Raw genomic sequence first — 17159 nt, 5'->3', positions numbered from 1 at the left:
CCGTGGCCCCGCCGCCGCATCGGAAACCGCCCCGCACTCTCAGGGCGAGCGGCTGTGGCGGCTGCGCGTGGCAGTGGACGACCTGCCCGGCGGCCTGGCCGCGCTCACCGGCCGCATGGCCGAGTTGGGCGCGGACATCCGTCTGGTGCAGGTCCACCCGGGGGCGGGGGAGGCCTTGGACGACTTCTTCCTCACCGCGCCCGGACCGGTCGGGCCGGAGCGGCTGCGCGCGGCGGTGGTGCGCGCGGGCGGGCACGCGCCCGTGGTCGAGCCCGCTGACGTGCGCGACCTGCGCGACACCACCGGGCGCGCGCTCTCCCTGGTGGCGGCCGTGGCCGGAGGGGCGCCCTTGGCGGGGGCGCTGGCCGACCTGTGCGGTGCGGACGGAGCCGAGCACGTGGCGGAGCCCCCGGAGGGGACGCCCCCCGACGAGCCGTCCGGGACTGCGCTGTGCCTGTCGGCCCCCGGGGAAGGGCACATCGTGCTGCGCCGTGAGCGGGTGCCGTTCACCGCGGTGGAGTTCGCCCGGTGCCGCGCGTTCATCGAGGCCGTATCGGCCGTGTCCCGCCCGGCCGCGCCACTCGGAGCGACGTGATTTCCGGTGGAGACGGGGCCGATCCGGGCTTGAGCACCGGCACGATTCGGACCCGTGTACCGGGGCGGCCCGGGCCGACTGACGATGTCCGCCGGAGCGGTGCGACATCGCGCGCCCCGTGTGGAACCGCAGGACTGAACCGTCCGAATGGAAGCCACACCATTCCGGCCCAGCGGAGCGACGCCGGTGGAGGCCGGCGGCGAGGGGAGGTGGCGGCCTCCACCACAGCGCTGTCGGCCGCCGCGCGTGCAGATGGCCACCGTGACCGGCAGCAACGGGAACAGCAGACACCCCGCTTCGGGCTGCCTGCCGTCCGCCGGGCCGCCGGGGCGTGCCGCTCCGGCGAACCCGTCTCCCTCTACTCCTCTTCGTGCCCTTGTCTCCGTCTCTCCACCTCCCCCTCCCAGCGCAGTGGCAGGTGGGAGATTCCGTTGATGAAGTTCGACGTCAGCCGCTTGACCGGGCCGTCGCGCCGGGGGCACGGCAGCATGCGCAGCATCTCGGTGAAGAAGATCCGCATCTGCAGCCGCGCGAAGTGCGCCCCCAGGCACAGGTGCGGCCCGTCGCCGAAGGCCAAGTGGTCGTTGGGCGAGCGGCCCACGTCGAAACGGTCGGGGTCGGTGAACGCCCGCTCGTCGAAGTGGGCCGAGCAGTGGTACACCACCACCTTGTCCCCGGCCCGGATGCGCCGACCGCCCAGCCCGGTGTCGCGTACCGCCGTGCGCCGGAACGTCAGCACCGGCGGGTGCCAGCGCAGCATCTCCTCCACCGCCGACGGCACCAGGCCCGGGTCGGCCGCCAGGCGGGCGTGCTCGCCGGGGTGGTCGGCCAGCGCCAGCACCCCGCCGGGCAGGGCGCTGCGCACCGTGTCGTTGCCCGCGATGACCAGCAGGAAGAAGAACATCCGCAGCTCTTGGGGGGCCAGCCCGCGCCCGTCCACCTCGGCGTGCACCAGCGCCGTCATCAGGTCCTCGCCCGGGCGGCGCCGCTTGGCCTCGGCCAGCTCGGCCGCGTAGTCGAACATGTCCGCGAGCCGGGCGGGCGAACGGGGGTTGACGGGGCGCCCGTCCGCGCCCAGGACCGGCTCGGCGTGTTCGTCGTCCTGGTAGCCGATCACCCGGTTGGTCCACTCCAGCATGAGGTGGCGGTCGCCCGGCGGCATGCCGAGCAGGTCGGCCAGGTTGCTCAGCGGGAAGTCGTCGGTCACCTCCGCCGGGAGGTCGCAGCGGCCGCTCGCGGCGACCGGCTCCAGCAGGGCGCGGGCGCGCGCGGCGACGGAGCCGGTGAAGCGCTCCAGGCGCCTGCGGGTGAACGCCGGGGTCACCAGCCGCCGCAGCCGCATGTGCTCGGGCGGGTCCATGTTCAGGATCGTCCGGCGGATGAAGGGAAGGTCGTCCGGGTCGGGGTCGCGGATCTGGGTGGCGCCCGCGTGCGAGGAGAACACCTCCGGGGTGCGCAGCACGTGCCGCACGTCCGCGTGCCGGGTCACCGCCCAGAAGCCGGGCCCCGCCGGCCACGCCCCCACCTCGTGCTCGGCCTGCCAGGAGACCGGGTCGTCCTCGCGCAGCCTCCGCAGCGCGGTGTGCGGGACGCCCCGGGCGAACACCCGCGGGTCGAACACGTCCGGTGCGGGCGCCGGAGCGCTCACGTGCGGCCCGCCAGGTGCCGCTCGATGGTGGTGGCCAGCGCCACCGGCACCTCGTCGGCGGGGTAGTGCCCGGCGTTGGCCATCACCTCGATCTCGGCCTCGGGGTACCAGGCGCCGAAGGTGGGCCGCAGGGCGTCGGCGCCCAGGGCGGGGTCGTGCTCCCCGGCGACCGCGAGCACCGGCACGGGGCTGCCCTCGACCTCCTCGTGCAGGTCGGTGTCGGCCCAGGCCCTCAGGTAGGCGGCGAAGGCGTCGCGGTCGGCGTTCTCCAGCGAGTGCGCCACGACCGCGTCCACCCACACGCCGGTCAGCCGCTTGCCGGTGGTCATGTCCACGATCGCGCGGCGCAGCGCCGGGTCGTCGGCGGCGCCGTCGAACACCGCCCGCGTCTCGGCGTCGAAGGGCACCCCGGAGGCGGGCACCGGCGCCACCCCGACCATCGCCCGGACCCGGTCGGGGGCGTCGGCCAGCACCCGCTGCATCACGATGCCGCCCATGGAGTGGCCCACCAGCGAGAACCGGTCCCAGCCCTGCGCGTCGGCCAGGGCGAGCACGTCGGCGGCGGCCTCGGCCAGGGTGAACTCCCCGGGCTCGCCCTTGCGGCGGCCGTAGCCGCGGTAGTCGGGAAAGGCGTAGGTGAAGGCGTCCCGGTCCAGGTGGGGCCAGATCGGGGCCCATGCCTCCCCGGACCCGAACCACCCGTGCAGGGCGATCACCGGGTGGTCGCCCCCGCCGATCCGGCGGCACTCCTCGGTCCATCCAGCGGTCATCTTCGCGTGCCTCCTCGAACGCGCTGCTCCGACGCCAGGAGACTCACCCGTGGCGCCCGCCCCGTCAAGGGGCCGCGCGTGATCGGCCCCCGTCCCGCCCCATTGGGCCCCTCCCGCCCCGGGGGCCCCGCTTGTAGGGTGAGCGCGTTCCGCGGCCCGGGCCGCGGGATCCCCGCGCATTCCCCACATGGACGGAGAACCAGGTGAGACGGCGTGAGTTCGTCAAGGCGGGCGTCGGCGGCGCGGCCCTGGCCGCGGCGGCGGGCCCCGCGGCGCAGGCCCAGGAGCGGCGGGCGCCCGCGGACACCGGGGCCGACGGCGTGCCCCGGGTGCTGGAGGAGGCCGCCCCGGTCGGCCGGGGCGCGGTGCGCCCCGGCATCGGGGTCGACTACGTGGCGGTGGAGCCGGAGTCCGGCGGCGCCGCCGAGGTGCGGTTCGCCACGGGTGAGGGCATGACCGACTGGCGCCCGGTGCACGTCCACGGGGGCCGCGACGACAGGCCCGCGACCGCCGCGCTGGCGGCGGCGCCGCGCGGCTGCACCGGGTACGAGGTCCGGTGCGAGGGCGGCGTCGCCCGCAGCACGGCCCTGAACGTCANGGGGCCCGCCGCACCGGCGGGCTCCGCAGCGACATGGGCGCGGCCGGGGCCGGGGGCCTGACCTACCTGACCCGGGCGGGCTGGGGCGCGGACGAGTCGCTGCGCTTCGACGACTCGGGCGAGGAGGTCTGGCCCACCGCGTACTACCCCGTGCAGACGATCACCGTCCACCACACGGCGACCGAGCTGAGCGGCGACTACGCCGCCGACGTGCGGGGCATCTACTACTACCACGCGGTCACGCAGAACTGGGGCGACATCGGCTACCACCTGCTGATCGACCCCGACGGGCGGGTCTACGAGGGGCGCCACTCGGGCGATGACGGGCTGCCGGTCTTCGCCGAGCTCCCGTCGCCGGGGTCGGCCGAGTCGGTGACCGCGGGCCACGTCTACCTGATGAACAGCGGCAACATCGGCGTGTGCGTGATGGGCGACTTCACCGACGCCATGCCCACGGACGCGGCGCTGGACTCGCTGGTGGCGGTGCTGCGGCTGCTGTGCGAGCTGACCGGTGTGCCGCCCAACACCGAGGTGGAGTACGTCAACCCGGTCAACGGCGAGGCGTCGGTGCAGAAGGGCGTGACGCGCCACCGCGACTGGATGGCGACCGAGTGCCCGGGCGACACCTTCGCCGCCGCGTTCGACGAGGCGGTCCGCCCGCGCCTTGAGGGCGGCTACGCCTGACCCTCCGGGAGCGCCGGACACGGGGGAGGGCCGGGGAGCAGCGCTCCCCGGCCCTCCGCGCGCCGGTACCGCGGGCGGTTCAGCCGCCGTGGGTGACGCCGATCTTCTGGCAGGCGTTGTAGTCGCCGCTGGGCGAGAGGATGTTCAGCGGGCCCTCCCAGTTCCAGGGCGCGATGGTGCAGGGCGCCACGTCGCCGTTGATCAGCGCGTAGCTGTCACCGCCGTTGTGGTGCCCGTCGTGGCCGTAGCCGCCCGCGTAGGCGGGGGCGGCGACGCCGAACGCGGCGGCGGTCAGGGCGGCGACCGCGAAGGCCTTCTTCATGGTGGTCACTCCGTTCGATTCCGGTGGTGCGGGTCGTTCAAGGTCGAAAGGTCCGTCGGCGCGGCGGCTGCGCGCGGGGTGCGGAGTGCGGAGCCGGAAGGGGGTGCGCCGCTCCCGGCTCCGCGCTCGTCCCACCTCGCAGCGTCCACCGCGCGGAGGAAGCCTCGGTGCGGGGGTCAGCCGCCGTGGGTGACGCCGATCTTCTGGCAGGCGTTGTAGTCGCCGCTGGGCGAGAGGATGTTCAGCGGGCCCTCCCAGTTCCACGGCGCCACGGTGCAGGGCAGCACGTCGCCGTTGATCAGCGCGTAGCTGTCGCCGGCGGAGGCCGCGGGCGCGGTGGCCATCAGGGCGCCGGCCGCGACGGCCGCGACCGCGAGGAACTTCTTCACGGGTTCTCCTCATACGAGAGACAGGGACAGGGGCGGTCGGCCCCCTTTTGGTCACGACGAACAGTAGCGGACTCGCTACTTATTGTGAAGAGGTCGAGGTCGGGGGTGTGTCGCCGGTCCCCTTGCGCGGTGGTCGAACCGGGACACTGCGGACCGCGGGGCCGCCGGGCGGGGCGGGGGTTTCGGCGGACCGAATCACGGCATCGGCGACACGCCGGGACGGAACGGTCGCCCGCCGCGCGCCCGCCGGGCCTCCCGCGCGGCACGGCGGGCCCACGGCCCGCGCGGTGGGAGGATCGGATCCATGGAACATGAGCTTCACCTGACCGGGGACGCCGGAGCCGACGCGCTGCTGTCGTCGGACCCGCTGGCGCTGATGATCGGCATGCTCCTGGACCAGCAGGTGGCGATGGAGACGGCCTTCGCCGGGCCGAAGAAGATCGCCGACCGGATGGGCCGCGACCGCCTGGACGCCGCCGAGATCGCCGGGTACGGACCGGAGGCCTTCGCCGAGCTGTTCTCGCAGACACCGGCGGTGCACCGGTTCCCCGGGGCGATGGCCAAACGCGTGCAGGCGCTGTGCGCCGCGGTCGCCTCGGAGTACGGCGGGCGCGCCGAGGCGGTGTGGACCCGGGGCGACCCGGACGGCAAGGAGGTCCTCAAGCGCCTCACGGCCCTGCCGGGCTACGGCGACCAGAAGGCGCGGATCTTCCTGGCCCTGCTGGGCAAGCAGATGGGCGCCCGCCCGGAGGGCTGGCGCGAGGCCGCGGGCGCCTACGGCGAGGAGGGGGCGCGCCGGTCCATCGCGGACGTGGTCGACGACCAGACCCTGAACGAGGTCCGCGAGACGAAGAAGGCGATGAAGGCCGCCGCCAAGGCGAAGAAGGGCTGAACGCCGTCGGCGGGCGCCCTGTGTGTGGGGCGCCCGCCGGGAGGAACGTCAGGCGAGGTGGGGCACGTCAGGCGTCGAAGATGTCCTCGGCCTTGTCGGCGGTCGCGGCCGCGAAGAGCCAGGTCCTCAGCTTCTCGCCGTCGGTGCAGCCGGTGATGCGGGCACGGATGCCGTCGTCGACCGCCTTGCCCCGTGCATGCAGGATGTCGAGGATGGCGGAGGCGCGCTCTTCGATGACACCTTCCTCGCGGCCTTCCTCGCGGCCTTCCTCGTGGCCTTCCTCGCGTCCCCGGGAGAAGTGCTCTTTGGCGAAGGGGCTGTACACGGGCCAGGCGGACGATGACATTGCGGCCTCCAGGTTGGTCTTGACCTGCTGTGACGCGAGGCGGTAGGCGTATTCATAGTACTTCGAGGAGTCATCGGGTTCGAGCCGCGTCAGCCCGTCCATGAAGGTGTCGAGCACCCCGGGGGCGGCCCCGTGCGCCATGACGCTCAACGCCGCCAGCGCCGGGTCGGCGACGGCGGTGTCCACGTCATTGACGACGGGGATGTCCTTCGGGCCGATCGCCACCGGCGGGCAGGTGTATCCGGGCAGCTCGGTCGCGATGGGTTCGGAGTAGTATTCGGCGGCCGCCTGGTCCGGACTGAACACGGCCACGATCGTCGTACACCGGTGGAACAGCCAGAGCGCCGCGGCATAACGCGGGATCTGCCTGCGCTTTCCCTCGTCCTTCTCGTGCTGGACCTCTACCACGAAGATGCCCGTGGGGTTGGAGGGAAACCCCTGCGAGAACACGATGTCCGGGAAGAGGTCCCTTGACGGTCGGTCGTTGACTTCATTCTTCTCGGGCCGGAACGGTGCGTCCGGACGGATTTCGACTGCGGCTTTCATGTGAACCAGCCGCGCGATGGTCTGGGGGGAGTCGGCGGCCAGATCCTTGGCCGCGTCGTGTCGTTGCGATGGCACGTTCCGTGACGATAGGTGGACACGTGCGACGAGGAAGGAGATTTCTCGGAATTTCTCGCCGCGCAGGGCGCCGCCTGATCCCGCCTCTGTGCCGCCGGGCACGGGGGCGGCGCGGTCCGCGGTCGGCCCGGCCCTCGCCGTGCGGTGAACCCCCGGAATCGTCATTACTTTCGGTGTTAGGGTCACTACAAAGAGTTCCTGATCCTCGTGGAACGGAGCAGCGTATGGCCCTTCGCCCCGCACGTGTCGTCGCCGTCGTCTCGGCCGTGGCCGCCTTCGGGGCGGTCGGGCTCCCGGCGTCCGCCTCGGTGGCGGCCGACGTCCCGCCGGACGTCCCCGACTTCGACAGCCCCTGCCCCGTGTCCGGCCCGCCGCCCTCTGAGCAGGACCGCGACACCTACCTGTGCGGCGACCCGCGCCTGGGGCCCGACGAGGTCCCCGACGACGGTGTCGTGGGCGACCTCGTGGAGGACTACGACCGGCTCGGCCCCCTCAACCCCGTGGCCTTCCTCGCCCGGCACTGGGAGCGGGGGGTCGACCCCGACACCGGCGAGCCCTGGGAGGGGTGGGACTACCCGCCGCACGACGGCTTCCGGGTCGACGACGGCGAACCCGTCAAGGAGGTCGAAGAGATCGCCGAAGGCGAGGCCCTCGACCGCTTCGGCTCCCCCTGGGGCAGCTACCTCGCCCCCGCGGGCGCCCCCTTCGGACAGCGCTCCCTGCCGCCCGACGCGCTCAACACCTGGGAGGGCGGCCCCGTGCACAACTACCGCTGCTACGTGGTGACCGAGCCCTTCAAGGCCCAGGTCGGCCCCATCGCCCCCGCCTTCGAGCAGCCCGGTGGCGGCGAGCAGATCCTCCTCGACCCCGCACTCGTCCCCGAGGCCGAGGGGGACGCCCGGCTCGGGGCCGACTCGCTCGTCGAGTGGGGCTACATCGAGGACCGCCCGGCCGGGGACTGCGCCGACGGCGGCTGACCCGCCCCGGGAACGGGCGGGGCCCGGACGGCCGGGGCGCCCGCCCGGACCGTCGGTCCGGGCGGGCGCCCCGGGGTGCGACCGGCCGGGTCAGCGGGTCACGAGAGGTATTCGGTGTACAGGAAGAACACGCTGACCGCCGCCAGGCCGATCATGCCCACCCAGGCCCACGCGATCATGAACCGGGACGGCAGGTACTTCCTCTCCTCTCCGGTGAAGTCCTTCAGGGCCCGGATGTTCAGCCAGAACAGCACCGGGGCGAAGAACAGCGCCAGCACCGAGGCGATCTGCACCACCACGATGGGCTTGGGCAACCCGAAGATGATCGCGGTCCCCGCCACCAGCCACAGGATCTGGAACCCGCGGTAGATCCCCTTGCGGATGCGCGGGGAGTCCCATGCGCGGCGGATCCGCACCGCGCACTCCTCGAACACCCGCGCCTGGCCGTCGAAATAGGTGAACACCGTGGACCACAGCGCCGCCACGCCGCCGGCGATGATCACCGGGAAGATCCACCCGCCGAAGGTGTCGGTGTAGATCCGCGCGATCGTGGAGCCCATCTCCTGCGACTCGGGGACCACCCCCAGCGGGTTCAGCACCACCGCGCCCACGATCAGGAACGCCATCCCGGTCAGCGCCGAGATGATGTAGGAGATGTTCATGTCCCGGCGCATCAGCTTCAGGTGGTTGCGCAGGTAGTCCGGGGCGACCTCGACGCGGTGGCCCTGCGCCCGCAGCTCGCGCACCCGGACCATCCCGCTCTTCTTGTCCACCGCCCAGTTGGACTGCATCGGCGCCACCTCGACGGTGGTGGGGAAGTACCCCCACATCGCGCTGAACAGCAGCATCGCCCCGGCGGGCGGCAGCGCGGGCGCCAGCCGCACCAGGTACTCGCCGGGAGGCGGCGACTGCAGCAGGAAGGCGAGGATCACCGCGGCGGCGAACACGATGATCGCGATCTTGACCGCCAGTTCCAGCGCCTTGTACCGCCCGGCCCACAACACGGCGACGCTGGACAGCAGCACCAGCACCGCCCACACCTGCAGGGGCAGGAACGGGAACGCCGCCCACAGCATCGCCGCGCAGCCCAGGGCGCGCCCCGCGATGCCGAAGGTGTTGACGAGCGACTGGCCGCCCAGGTACCAGAGCGGCCACATCCCGCGCCCCTTGCCGACGCGCTCGTAGGCCTCCATGATGCTTTCGCCCCGCACCAGGGTGTAGCGGTGCGCGAACTCGAAGGCGCAGTACTTCATGATGTAGGCGAACGGGATCACCCACAGCAGGGCGTAGCCGAACTGGGCGCCCGCGGTGGGCCCGTGCATGATGTGGCTGGCGCCGATACCGGTCATCGCCGCGGCGATACCGGGGCCCATCGCCTTCCAGGTGTCGCGGAGGCCGGTGCCGGGGGCCTCCAGGCGGATGGGCGGGGCCTCCTGCTCGGAGGCCGCGGGTGCGCGCCCGTCACCGTCCGCCTCGGCGGCCGGGCGGGGAGGGGGGACAGGGGGCGCCTCGGTCTGCGGCGCGTGCGGCTGTTCGGCGGCGCTCGCGGCGCCGTCCTCGGGTACTCCGCCTGGTGCTCTACCGGCAGGATCCATGGGGTCGACTCCTTGGACGACAGTGCGGATGCGGGCGGGATGCGCAGCCCCCATCAGCCCCCTTGGAACGCCTCGGCTCGCTGGTCTCGAACGTGGCCGTCTCCTTGTCGTGCGGTGTTCGGAACGGTCGGGGCCGCGGGCGGACGCGGCCGGTGCCCGGGGCGCGGATGGCGGGCCGCGGCCGGGGGCGCGTGTCGGCTGGTGTCACATGTGGCTCGTGTCGTGCGGCGGCGGCTCGCGCCGTCGGCGGTGCGGGTCGGAGGGCGGTGCGGCCGGGGACCGGGGCCGGGGAGGGGCGGGCCGGCGCTGCCGGGGCGCCGGACGTGTCGTCGGTATCGGCATGTGCCTGCCGGGGCGGGTGCGAAGGATAGTGCGCCCCGGGGCGCGGCCCGGTCAAGCCGCGCCCCCGCCCGCTCCCCGGCCGGGCGGTCCCCGCCCGGCCGGGGCCCCGGTCAGAGGAGCCCGGCGGCCCGGGCCCACCGGTACTTGGCGCCCAGCACCTGAACCGGCATCTCGGTGGTGTAGGGGTAGGCGGCCACCCCGTGCTCGAACAGGTGGGCGCTGGCGGCCTCGACCTCGGTGTCGCCGGAGAGCGAGGCCACGACCGGCTTGTCGATGCCCTCGGCCCGCGCGGCCTGCACCACGTCGGCCACCAGCTCGGCGAAGACCATGGGCGGGGTGACGATGGTGTGCCAGTAGCCCAGCACCAGCGCGTGCACCCGCGGGTCCTCCAGGCCCAGGCGGATCGTCTTCTCGTAGGTGGACGGCGGCTCCCCGCCGGTGATGTCGACCGGGTTCCCGGCCGCGCCGAACGGCGGGATGAACGCCCGGAACGCCTCGTCCAGGTCGGGCGGGATCTCGTACAGCGACATCCCGTTGTCCACGACCGCGTCGGACAGCAGCACGCCCGACCCGCCCGCGCCGGTGATGATCACGATGTTCTCGCCCTCGGGCGCCGGGAGCACCGGCAGCGCCCTGCCGTACTCCAGCAGCTCCCGCAGGCCCGGCGCGCGCACCACCCCCGCCTGCCGCAGGATGTCGTCGTAGACCTTGTCGTCCCCGGCGAGCGCGCCGGTGTGCGACCCGGCCGCCTTCGCCCCGGCCGACGTGCGCCCGGCCTTGAGCACCACCACCGGCTTGCGCGGCACCACCTCGCGCGCGGCCTCGACGAACGCCCGGCCGTCCTTGAGGTCCTCCAGGTGCATCGCCACGGCGCGGGTGTTGTCGTCGGAGCCGAAGAACGTCAGCAGGTCGTCCTCGTCGATGTCGGCCTTGTTGCCCACGCCCACGATCGCCGACACCCCGGTCCCGGTGCTGCGGCTGAATCCCAGGATGGCCATGCCGATGCCGCCGGACTGCGAGGTCAGCGCCGTGCCCCCGGCCACGTCGTAGGGGGTGCAGAAGGTCGCCGACAGCTTCTCGGGCGTGTAGTAGTACCCGTAGATGTTGGGCCCCAGCAGTCGCACCCCGTGCCGCCGCGCGACCGCCAGGACCTCGTCCTGCAGGTCCTGGCGGCCGGTCTCGGCGAAACCGGAGGGGATCAGCACGGCGCCCGCCGCGCCCTTGGCGCCGACCTCCTCCAGCGCCCCGGCCACGAACTGGGCCGGGATGGCGAACACCGCGACGTCGATCCCGCCGGGGATGTCGCCCACCGAGGCGTAGGCCCGCCGCCCGTAGACTTCGTCGGCCTTCGGGTTGACCGGGTAGACCTCGCCCGCGAACCCGCCGTCGACGATGTTGCGCATCACCGAGTTGCCGATCTTGCCGGCCTCGTTGGACGCGCCCACCACCGCGATCGACCGGGGGCGGAACACCCGCTCCATCGCCGACTGGATCTCCTCGCGGCCGTACCGCGGCGGCGGCTCGGGCGGGTCGAAGTCGAGCACGAAGCGCACGTCCGCCGCCATCGCGCCGGACGCCGAGGCGAACACCGGGTTCAGGTCGGCCTCGGCGATCTCCGGGAAGTCGGTCACCAGCTCCGACAGGCTCACCAGCAGGTCGGCCAGGGCCTCGCGGTCCACGGCCTCGCCGCCGCGCACCCCGTCCAGCACCTCGGCGGCGCGCAGCGAGCCGATCTGCTCCAGCGCGTCGGCGCGGGACAGCGGCGCCAGCCGGAACGCGGCGTCCTTGAGGACCTCGACGAGGATCCCGCCCAGGCCGAACACCGCGATCTTGCCGAACGTGGGGTCGGTGGCGGCGCCGATGAGCACCTCGGTCCCGGCGGGCACCATGCGCTGGATCTGCACGCCGTCGATGCGCGCCTCGGGGTCGTACCGGCGCGCGGCGGCGATGATGCGCTCGTAGGCCTCCTGCACCGCCCGCGGCGAGTCCAGGCCCACCGCGACGCCTCCGGCGTCGGTCTTGTGCAGGATGTCGGGCGAGACGATCTTGGCGACCACGGGCAGGCCGAGCTCCACGGCGCGGGCGACCGCCTCGTCGGCGGAGGAGGCCAGCGCCTCGCCGGGCACCGGGATTCCGTAGGCGTCGGCCAGCGCCTTGCCCTCGGGGGCGGTGAGCGCGGTGCGGCCCTCGGCGCGCGCCCGGTCCAGCACCGCGCGCACGGCGGCGCGGTCCGGCCCGGGGGAAGAGGGTGAGGGGGACATCGGTCAGATCACTCCGTTCGATGCGAGGTCGGCGATCTCCTCGTCGGTCAGGCCCAGCTCGCCGCCGTAGACGTCGGCGTTGTGCTCGCCCAGCAGCGGGGACCGGGCCACGTCGGCCGGCGAGTCCGAGAGCCGGATGGGCAGGCCCACCGTGGTGTAGCCGCCGCGCTCCGGGTGCTCGACGTCGGTGACGATGCCGTTGGCCCGCAGCGTGGGGTCCTCGATGATCTCCTTGGTGGACAGGATCGGCCCGCAGGGGATTCCGCGCTCGGTGAGCTTGCCCAGCACCTCCCACTTGGGCAGGCCCGAGGACCACTCCTCGATGATCCCGAAGGCCTTGTCCAGCTTGTCCAGCCGTGCCTCGGGGGTCGCCCACTCGGGGTCCTCGGCCAGCTCGGGGCGCCCGGCCAGCTCGGCCAGGTGCGCCCAGCCCTGCGGCTGGATGATGACGTACACGTAGTCGTTGGGGCCGCCGGGCGCGGTGCGCACCGCCCACCCCGGCTGGCCGCCGCCCGAGGCGTTGCCCGAGCGCGGCACCTCGTCGCCGAACTCGGAGTTGGGGTACTCCTTGAGCACCCCGTGGGCCAGGCGCTGCTGGTCGCGCAGCTTGACCCGGCACAGGTTGAGCACCGCGTCCTGCATCGCGACCTCGACCCGCTGCCCCCGGCCGGTGGCGGTGCGCTGGTAGAGGGCGGCCAGGATCCCGGCGACGGTGTGCATGCCGGTGCCCGAGTCGCCGATCTGCGCGCCGGTGGCCAGCGGCGGCCCGGAGTCGAACCCGGTCGTGCTCATCGACCCGCCCATCGCCTGGGCGATGACCTCGTAGGCCTTGAAGTCCGCGTAGGCGCCGGGGCCGAAGCCCTTGATCGAGGCGTAGACCAGGCGCGGGTTGGCCTCCTCGAGCACCTCCCAGGTGAAGCCCATGCGGTCGAGGGCGCCCGGGGCGAAGTTCTCCACCAGCACGTCGCTGCGCTTGACCAGGTCCAGGAAGAGCCTCTTGCCGTCCTCGGACTTGGTGTTGAGGGTGATGCTGCGCTTGTTGCCGTTGAGCATCGTGAAGTAGAGGCTGTCGACGTCGGGCAGGTCCCGCAGCTGGCGGCGGGTGATGTCGCCGGAGGGCGCCTCCAGCTTCAGCACGTCCGCGCCGAGCCACGCCAGGATCTGCGTCGCCGAGGGGCCCGACTGCACGTGCGTCATGTCGAGTACGCGGACCCCGTCGAGTGCCTTGCTCATGGCCGAGTCTCCCTTCGGGGCCGGGTCACTTGTACATGGTCTGGTTCATCGTTCCGGGGGCGTAGACCTCCGGATCGATCCAGACGTTGATGAGGGAGGGCTTGCCGGACTCGCGCGCGCGGCGCAGCGCCGGGCCGATCTCGGCCGGGTCGTGGACCTCCTCGCCGTAGCCGCCGAGCATCTTGGCGAACTCCGAGTAGCGCACGTCGCCGAGGGTGTTGCCGATCTCGCCCCGGTCGGCGCCGTACTTGGCGATCTGGCCGTAGCGGATCTGGTTCATCGAGGAGTTGTTGCCGACGATGCCCACGAACGGCAGGTCGAAGCGGACCATGGTCTCGAAGTCCCAGCCGGTGAGGCTGAACGCGCCGTCGCCGAAGAGGGTGACGATCTCCTTGTCGGGGCGGGCGTACTTGGCGGCCATCGCGAACGGCACCCCCACGCCGAGGGTGCCCAGGGGGCCCGGGTCGAGCCAGTGCCCGGGGGACTTGGGCTGGATCACCTGCCCGGAGAAGGTGACGATGTCGCCGCCGTCGCCGATGTACATCGAGTCCTCGGTGAGGAAGTCGTTGATCTCCGATACCAGGCGGTAGGGGTGGATGGGGGAGGCGTCGGAGGTGAACAGCCCGGCGCGCTCGTTGCGGGTCTTGGCCTCGACGGCCCGCAGCTCCTCCAGCCACGGCTTGCGCCCTTGGGCGCCGGTGTCGTTGAAGCCCGAGGCCGCCTGCAGGACCGCCGCCAGGACGGTGTCGGGGTCGCCGACGATGCCCAGGTCGATGTCGCGGTTCTTGCCGACCGTCGTGTAGGACAGGTCGATCTGCACCACCGTCGCGTCGGGCGACAGGCGCTTGCCGTAGCCCATCCGGAAGTCGAACGGGGTGCCGACGATGATGATGAGGTCGGACTCGCGGAAGGCGTGCCGACGCGAGAGCTGGAAGTGGTGCGGGTCGCCCGGAGGGAGGGTGCCGCGCCCGGCGCCGTTCATGAAGGCGGGCACGTTGAGCGTGCGCACCAGGTCGACGGCGGTGTCGGTGGCCCGGGAGGTCCATACCTGCCCGCCGAGGAGGATGCTGGGGCGCTCGGAGCGCACGAGCAGTTCGGCCAGGCGCTCGACGGCCTCGGGGTCGCCCGCCTGCCGGGCCGAGGCGCGGTAGTGCCCCGCCTTGGGGATGCGGGCGCCCTCCACCGGCACGCTCGCGTCCAGGATGTCGCGCGGGATCTCCAGGAAGGACGGGCCGGGGGCGCCGTTGTGCGCCTCGCGGAAGGCCATGGAGACCATGTCGGCGACGCGTTCGGTGTGCGGCACGGTCGCGGCGAACTTGGAGATCGGCGCGATCATGTCGACGTGCGGGAGGTCCTGCAGGGAGCCCATCTTGTGCTGGCTGAGGGCGCCCTGGCCGCCGATGACCAGCATGGGGCTCTCGGCGCGGTAGGCGTTGGCGATGCCGGTGACGGCGTCGGTGGTGCCGGGGCCGGCGGTGACCACGGCGCATCCGGGGCGGCCGGTGACCCGTGCGTACCCGTCGGCGGCGTGCGCGGCGACCTGCTCGTGGCGGACGTCGATGACGTCGATGCCCTCGTCGGCGCAGCCGTCGTAGATGTCGATGATGTGTCCGCCGCAGAGGGTGAAGACCACGTCCACGCCCTCGGATTTGAGGGCCTTGGCCACCAGGTGGCCGCCGGAGATCGAGGTCCCCTCGCCGGTGTCGTTGCTCATGGAGGGATGCGCTCCTCACTCATCGGTGCCGGACGGAGCGTCCGAATACTGCATACAGTATGTGCTTCTTTGCTACATCAGCCCGCGCCCGCTGTCCAGGACCCAGGACCGACCGATCTCGATCACGGAGCGGACGGCCGCCCGGGGCGTATGCCCTGGGGGTGTATTCCGGGGCGCGCGCCGGGCGGGCGCTCCGGGGCGCGGGAGGCGGGGATTCGCCCCGCTCCTCGGCGTGGGAAGGGGTTCGGGTGAGGGGCGGGGTAGGGACATGGCGATGCCGGGCCGCTGTCGGCCGGGAACGGAGAGCCCCGGCGGCCGGGAGGGTGAGGGACCCGGGAGATGGGGCGGGGGCGGGCGCACGGCGACGCCGGGGCGGCCGCGGGGCGGGGAGATCAGGGAGGGCCCCGATGGCCGGGGACGGCCCGGGCACCCATGTGCCGGGTCGGGTACTCACCCCGTCACGGCAGAGAGCCGTGCGGAGGGGCCGTCGCTCTCGTCCGTGGGATCGTCCTCGTCAGGACGGGACGGCGGAGCCGGGCGGCCGTCCCCGCGGCCAGGGCTGCGGTGGCACCGGCCGCCGCGAGTCCGATCACCGCCGCATCACCCGCACCCGGCCCCCACGCGACGAGCGCGGCGGCGGCGCCGACGCCCAGCAGGCCGCCCGCCCCCTTCGCGCTGTAGACCAGGCCGTGGATGCGAGCGGACCCCCGGACCCCGAAGAAGTCCTCGGCCAGCGCGCGCGTGAGCGGGTAGCAGGCGCCCGCCCCGAGACCCGCGGGGACGGCGAAGAGGACCAGGGCGCCGGATGAACCGGCCGCCACCGCGCCGATCATGCCCAGGTGGGCCACGGCCCCGCAGGCCAGCGTCGCGGAGAGCACGCGGCGCCGGTCGCCGTACTCGCCCCAGTGGCCCGCGGCGATGCGCCCCAAGCCGCTCGCGGCGACGAGCGCGCCCATCGCGGCTGCGACGGCGACCGGAGTGAACCCGGAACCGGCGAGCAGCGACGGCAGGGCGGCCAGGTCGAAGAGCGCCGCGGCTCCGGCGCCCGCGACGACGATGTGCAGAGCGGGCAGGGCGCCGCTGCGCCAGGCCTCGGTGGGGGAGTGGTCGCGGCAGGCGGCCGGTCCCGACCGGGGCCGCAGCGCCCACCGGCGGGGGTCGGTCTCCGGCGGCCACCAGTCCGGCGGCGGGGCGTGCAGGCGGCGGCCGCAGGCGACGCCGACCGCGGCGACGACCCCGGCGAGCACGGCGCAGGCGGCGGGCAGGGACCCGGGGTCCAGGGCGGTCGGCGCCGCGACCGCGACGGGGACCGTCCCCAGCGCGAAGGCGCCGCCGGTGAAGGCGGTGTGCCAGGTGGGGCGCTCGGGATACCAGGCGGCGGCGAGGTGCACGCACGAGTGGTAGACGAGTCCGGCGCCGACGCCGCCGACCACGCCGTAGCCGAGCACGGCCCACCCGAGTCCGGGGGCGGAGCCGAGGGTGATCAGTGCCAACGCGCTGAGCAGCGCCCCGAGGGGGACGGCGGCGCGCGGCGGGAGCAGGCCCGACGCGCGCAGGCGGGCGGCGGGGGCGGCGCACACGGCCTGGACGAGCGCCCAGACGGCGAACGGGAGCAGGGCGGCGCCGGGCTGCCAGCCGTGCGCGGCGGCGACGGCGGGCAGGGCGGCGCCGTAGCCGTACTGGAGCACGCCGACGGCGGCCAGGGCGGCTGCGGCCAGGCCGAGCAGCCGCGACCGCCCGCACCCGGCGAGCTCGACCGCGGCGGGTCCGACCCGGTACCGCCGCCCGGACCAGTCGCGGTACACCCCGTCGGGCGGCGGCGAGTAGGGGGAGGGCAGGTACCCGTCCCGGGTAGCGGACGGTGAAGGCGCGGTGTCCATGGGTCACCTCCTGTGAGTGCATACAGTATGCATTTACACGGTGGCGCTGCCTAGGGTGCCTCACTCCCGGGCCTCGGCCGGGCGGCGGGGCCTCCGGGTGTGAGGTGGGAGGGCGGCGACGAGGCGGGTCGGCGGCCGTCTCGGCGGCGTTGTCGAGCGGCGGGCGTGCGGGTGGGCCGCCGCGGTTCGGCAACGACGGAACAGCAGGTATCCCGCTCACGGCCCCCGGCCGGGCGGCGGGCCGCCGGGGTGCAAGGAAGAGCGGCGACGACTGAGGGCGGTGGCCCATCAG

14 protein-coding genes are annotated in these 17159 nt (G+C 73.8%); 4 read left to right on the top strand and 10 right to left on the bottom strand.

Translation table 11 applies throughout. From position 1 onward, the window contains the following. Positions 1 to 595: ACT domain-containing protein (locus D476_RS33785; protein WP_040726616.1), on the top strand; the 595-nt coding region annotated here is incomplete at its 5' end. 358 nt (positions 596 to 953) lie between these two features. Here the strand turns inward: D476_RS33785 and D476_RS39790 are convergent. Continuing rightward, a complete protein-coding gene (locus D476_RS39790; RefSeq protein WP_017625402.1) occupies positions 954 to 2243 on the bottom strand; it encodes a cytochrome P450 in 1290 nt (429 codons plus the stop codon). After that, positions 2240 to 3013, bottom strand: coding sequence for an alpha/beta fold hydrolase (locus tag D476_RS0118395; RefSeq protein ID WP_017625401.1), 774 nt, complete (start codon positions 3011 to 3013; stop codon positions 2240 to 2242). The genes D476_RS39790 and D476_RS0118395 overlap by 4 nt, the downstream gene beginning before the upstream one ends. Positions 3014 to 3644: 631 nt before the next feature. Here D476_RS0118395 and D476_RS39175 point away from each other — a divergent pair. Beyond that, a complete protein-coding gene (locus D476_RS39175) occupies positions 3645 to 4295 on the top strand; it encodes a peptidoglycan recognition protein family protein (protein WP_017625399.1) in 651 nt (216 codons plus the stop codon). 79 nt (positions 4296 to 4374) lie between these two features. Here D476_RS39175 and D476_RS0118385 read toward each other — a convergent pair whose 3' ends face one another. Continuing rightward, positions 4375 to 4617 (bottom strand): hypothetical protein, encoded by a 243-nt coding sequence (locus tag D476_RS0118385; protein ID WP_026123629.1) that lies wholly within the window; start codon positions 4615 to 4617, stop codon positions 4375 to 4377. A 176-nt stretch (positions 4618 to 4793) separates the two neighbouring features. Next, a complete protein-coding gene (locus D476_RS0118380) occupies positions 4794 to 5006 on the bottom strand; it encodes a hypothetical protein (protein WP_017625397.1) in 213 nt (70 codons plus the stop codon). A gap of 304 nt (positions 5007 to 5310) precedes the next feature. On the opposite strand from D476_RS0118380, the gene D476_RS0118375 reads away from it, so the two are divergent. Then, positions 5311 to 5898, top strand: coding sequence for an HhH-GPD-type base excision DNA repair protein (locus D476_RS0118375; RefSeq protein ID WP_017625396.1), 588 nt, complete (start codon positions 5311 to 5313; stop codon positions 5896 to 5898). Between the two features lie 67 nt (positions 5899 to 5965). Here D476_RS0118375 and D476_RS0118370 read toward each other — a convergent pair whose 3' ends face one another. Further along, the gene (locus tag D476_RS0118370; protein WP_239648749.1) at positions 5966 to 6865 is read right to left on the bottom strand and encodes a hypothetical protein; all 900 of its coding nucleotides are present in this window, start codon (positions 6863 to 6865) and stop codon (positions 5966 to 5968) included. A gap of 224 nt (positions 6866 to 7089) precedes the next feature. On the opposite strand from D476_RS0118370, the gene D476_RS0118365 reads away from it, so the two are divergent. Beyond that, the gene (locus tag D476_RS0118365) at positions 7090 to 7842 is read left to right on the top strand and encodes a TNT domain-containing protein (RefSeq protein WP_017625394.1); all 753 of its coding nucleotides are present in this window, start codon (positions 7090 to 7092) and stop codon (positions 7840 to 7842) included. 98 nt (positions 7843 to 7940) lie between these two features. Here D476_RS0118365 and D476_RS0118360 read toward each other — a convergent pair whose 3' ends face one another. The 5 genes from D476_RS0118360 to D476_RS0118340 all read right to left on the bottom strand — a co-directional run bounded on the left by D476_RS0118360 (position 7941) and on the right by D476_RS0118340 (position 16867). Then, entirely contained in the window at positions 7941 to 9437 is a 1497-nt protein-coding gene (locus tag D476_RS0118360) for an Nramp family divalent metal transporter (RefSeq protein WP_017625393.1), read from the bottom strand. A 452-nt stretch (positions 9438 to 9889) separates the two neighbouring features. Beyond that, positions 9890 to 12040 carry an acetate--CoA ligase family protein gene (locus tag D476_RS0118355; protein WP_017625392.1) on the bottom strand — a complete coding sequence of 717 codons (2151 nt, stop codon included), beginning with the start codon at positions 12038 to 12040 and terminating at the stop codon, positions 9890 to 9892. A 3-nt stretch (positions 12041 to 12043) separates the two neighbouring features. Beyond that, the gene (gene frc / locus D476_RS0118350; protein WP_017625391.1) at positions 12044 to 13273 is read right to left on the bottom strand and encodes a formyl-CoA transferase; all 1230 of its coding nucleotides are present in this window, start codon (positions 13271 to 13273) and stop codon (positions 12044 to 12046) included. Positions 13274 to 13298: 25 nt separating this feature from the next. Next, the gene (locus D476_RS0118345; RefSeq protein ID WP_017625390.1) at positions 13299 to 14987 is read right to left on the bottom strand and encodes a thiamine pyrophosphate-binding protein; all 1689 of its coding nucleotides are present in this window, start codon (positions 14985 to 14987) and stop codon (positions 13299 to 13301) included. A gap of 458 nt (positions 14988 to 15445) precedes the next feature. Further along, a complete protein-coding gene (locus D476_RS0118340) occupies positions 15446 to 16867 on the bottom strand; it encodes an MFS transporter (protein WP_017625389.1) in 1422 nt (473 codons plus the stop codon). Positions 16868 to 17159 lie beyond the last annotated feature (292 nt).

The organism is Nocardiopsis chromatogenes YIM 90109, assembly GCF_000341185.1.
Classification (GTDB): domain Bacteria; phylum Actinomycetota; class Actinomycetes; order Streptosporangiales; family Streptosporangiaceae; genus Nocardiopsis_A; species Nocardiopsis_A chromatogenes.
The sequence above is the reverse complement of the archived record's forward strand: the minus strand, read 5'-3'. Positions and strand labels throughout refer to the sequence as shown.

Bases quoted from the DNA above. Each gene is read 5' to 3' on its own strand.
- D476_RS39175 (WP_017625399.1), top strand. From the start codon at position 3,645: ATGGGCGCGGCCGGGGCCGGGGGCCTGACCTACCTGACCCGGGCGGGC.
- D476_RS0118360 (WP_017625393.1), bottom strand. From the start codon at position 9,437: ATGGATCCTGCCGGTAGAGCACCAGGCGGAGTACCCGAGGACGGCGCC.
- D476_RS0118375 (WP_017625396.1), top strand. From the start codon at position 5,311: ATGGAACATGAGCTTCACCTGACCGGGGACGCCGGAGCCGACGCGCTG.
- D476_RS0118395 (WP_017625401.1), bottom strand. From the start codon at position 3,013: ATGACCGCTGGATGGACCGAGGAGTGCCGCCGGATCGGCGGGGGCGAC.
- D476_RS0118355 (WP_017625392.1), bottom strand. From the start codon at position 12,040: ATGTCCCCCTCACCCTCTTCCCCCGGGCCGGACCGCGCCGCCGTGCGC.
- D476_RS0118340 (WP_017625389.1), bottom strand. From the start codon at position 16,867: ATGGACACCGCGCCTTCACCGTCCGCTACCCGGGACGGGTACCTGCCC.
- D476_RS0118365 (WP_017625394.1), top strand. From the start codon at position 7,090: ATGGCCCTTCGCCCCGCACGTGTCGTCGCCGTCGTCTCGGCCGTGGCC.
- frc (WP_017625391.1), bottom strand. From the start codon at position 13,273: ATGAGCAAGGCACTCGACGGGGTCCGCGTACTCGACATGACGCACGTG.
- D476_RS0118385 (WP_026123629.1), bottom strand. From the start codon at position 4,617: ATGAAGAAGGCCTTCGCGGTCGCCGCCCTGACCGCCGCCGCGTTCGGC.
- D476_RS0118345 (WP_017625390.1), bottom strand. From the start codon at position 14,987: ATGAGCAACGACACCGGCGAGGGGACCTCGATCTCCGGCGGCCACCTG.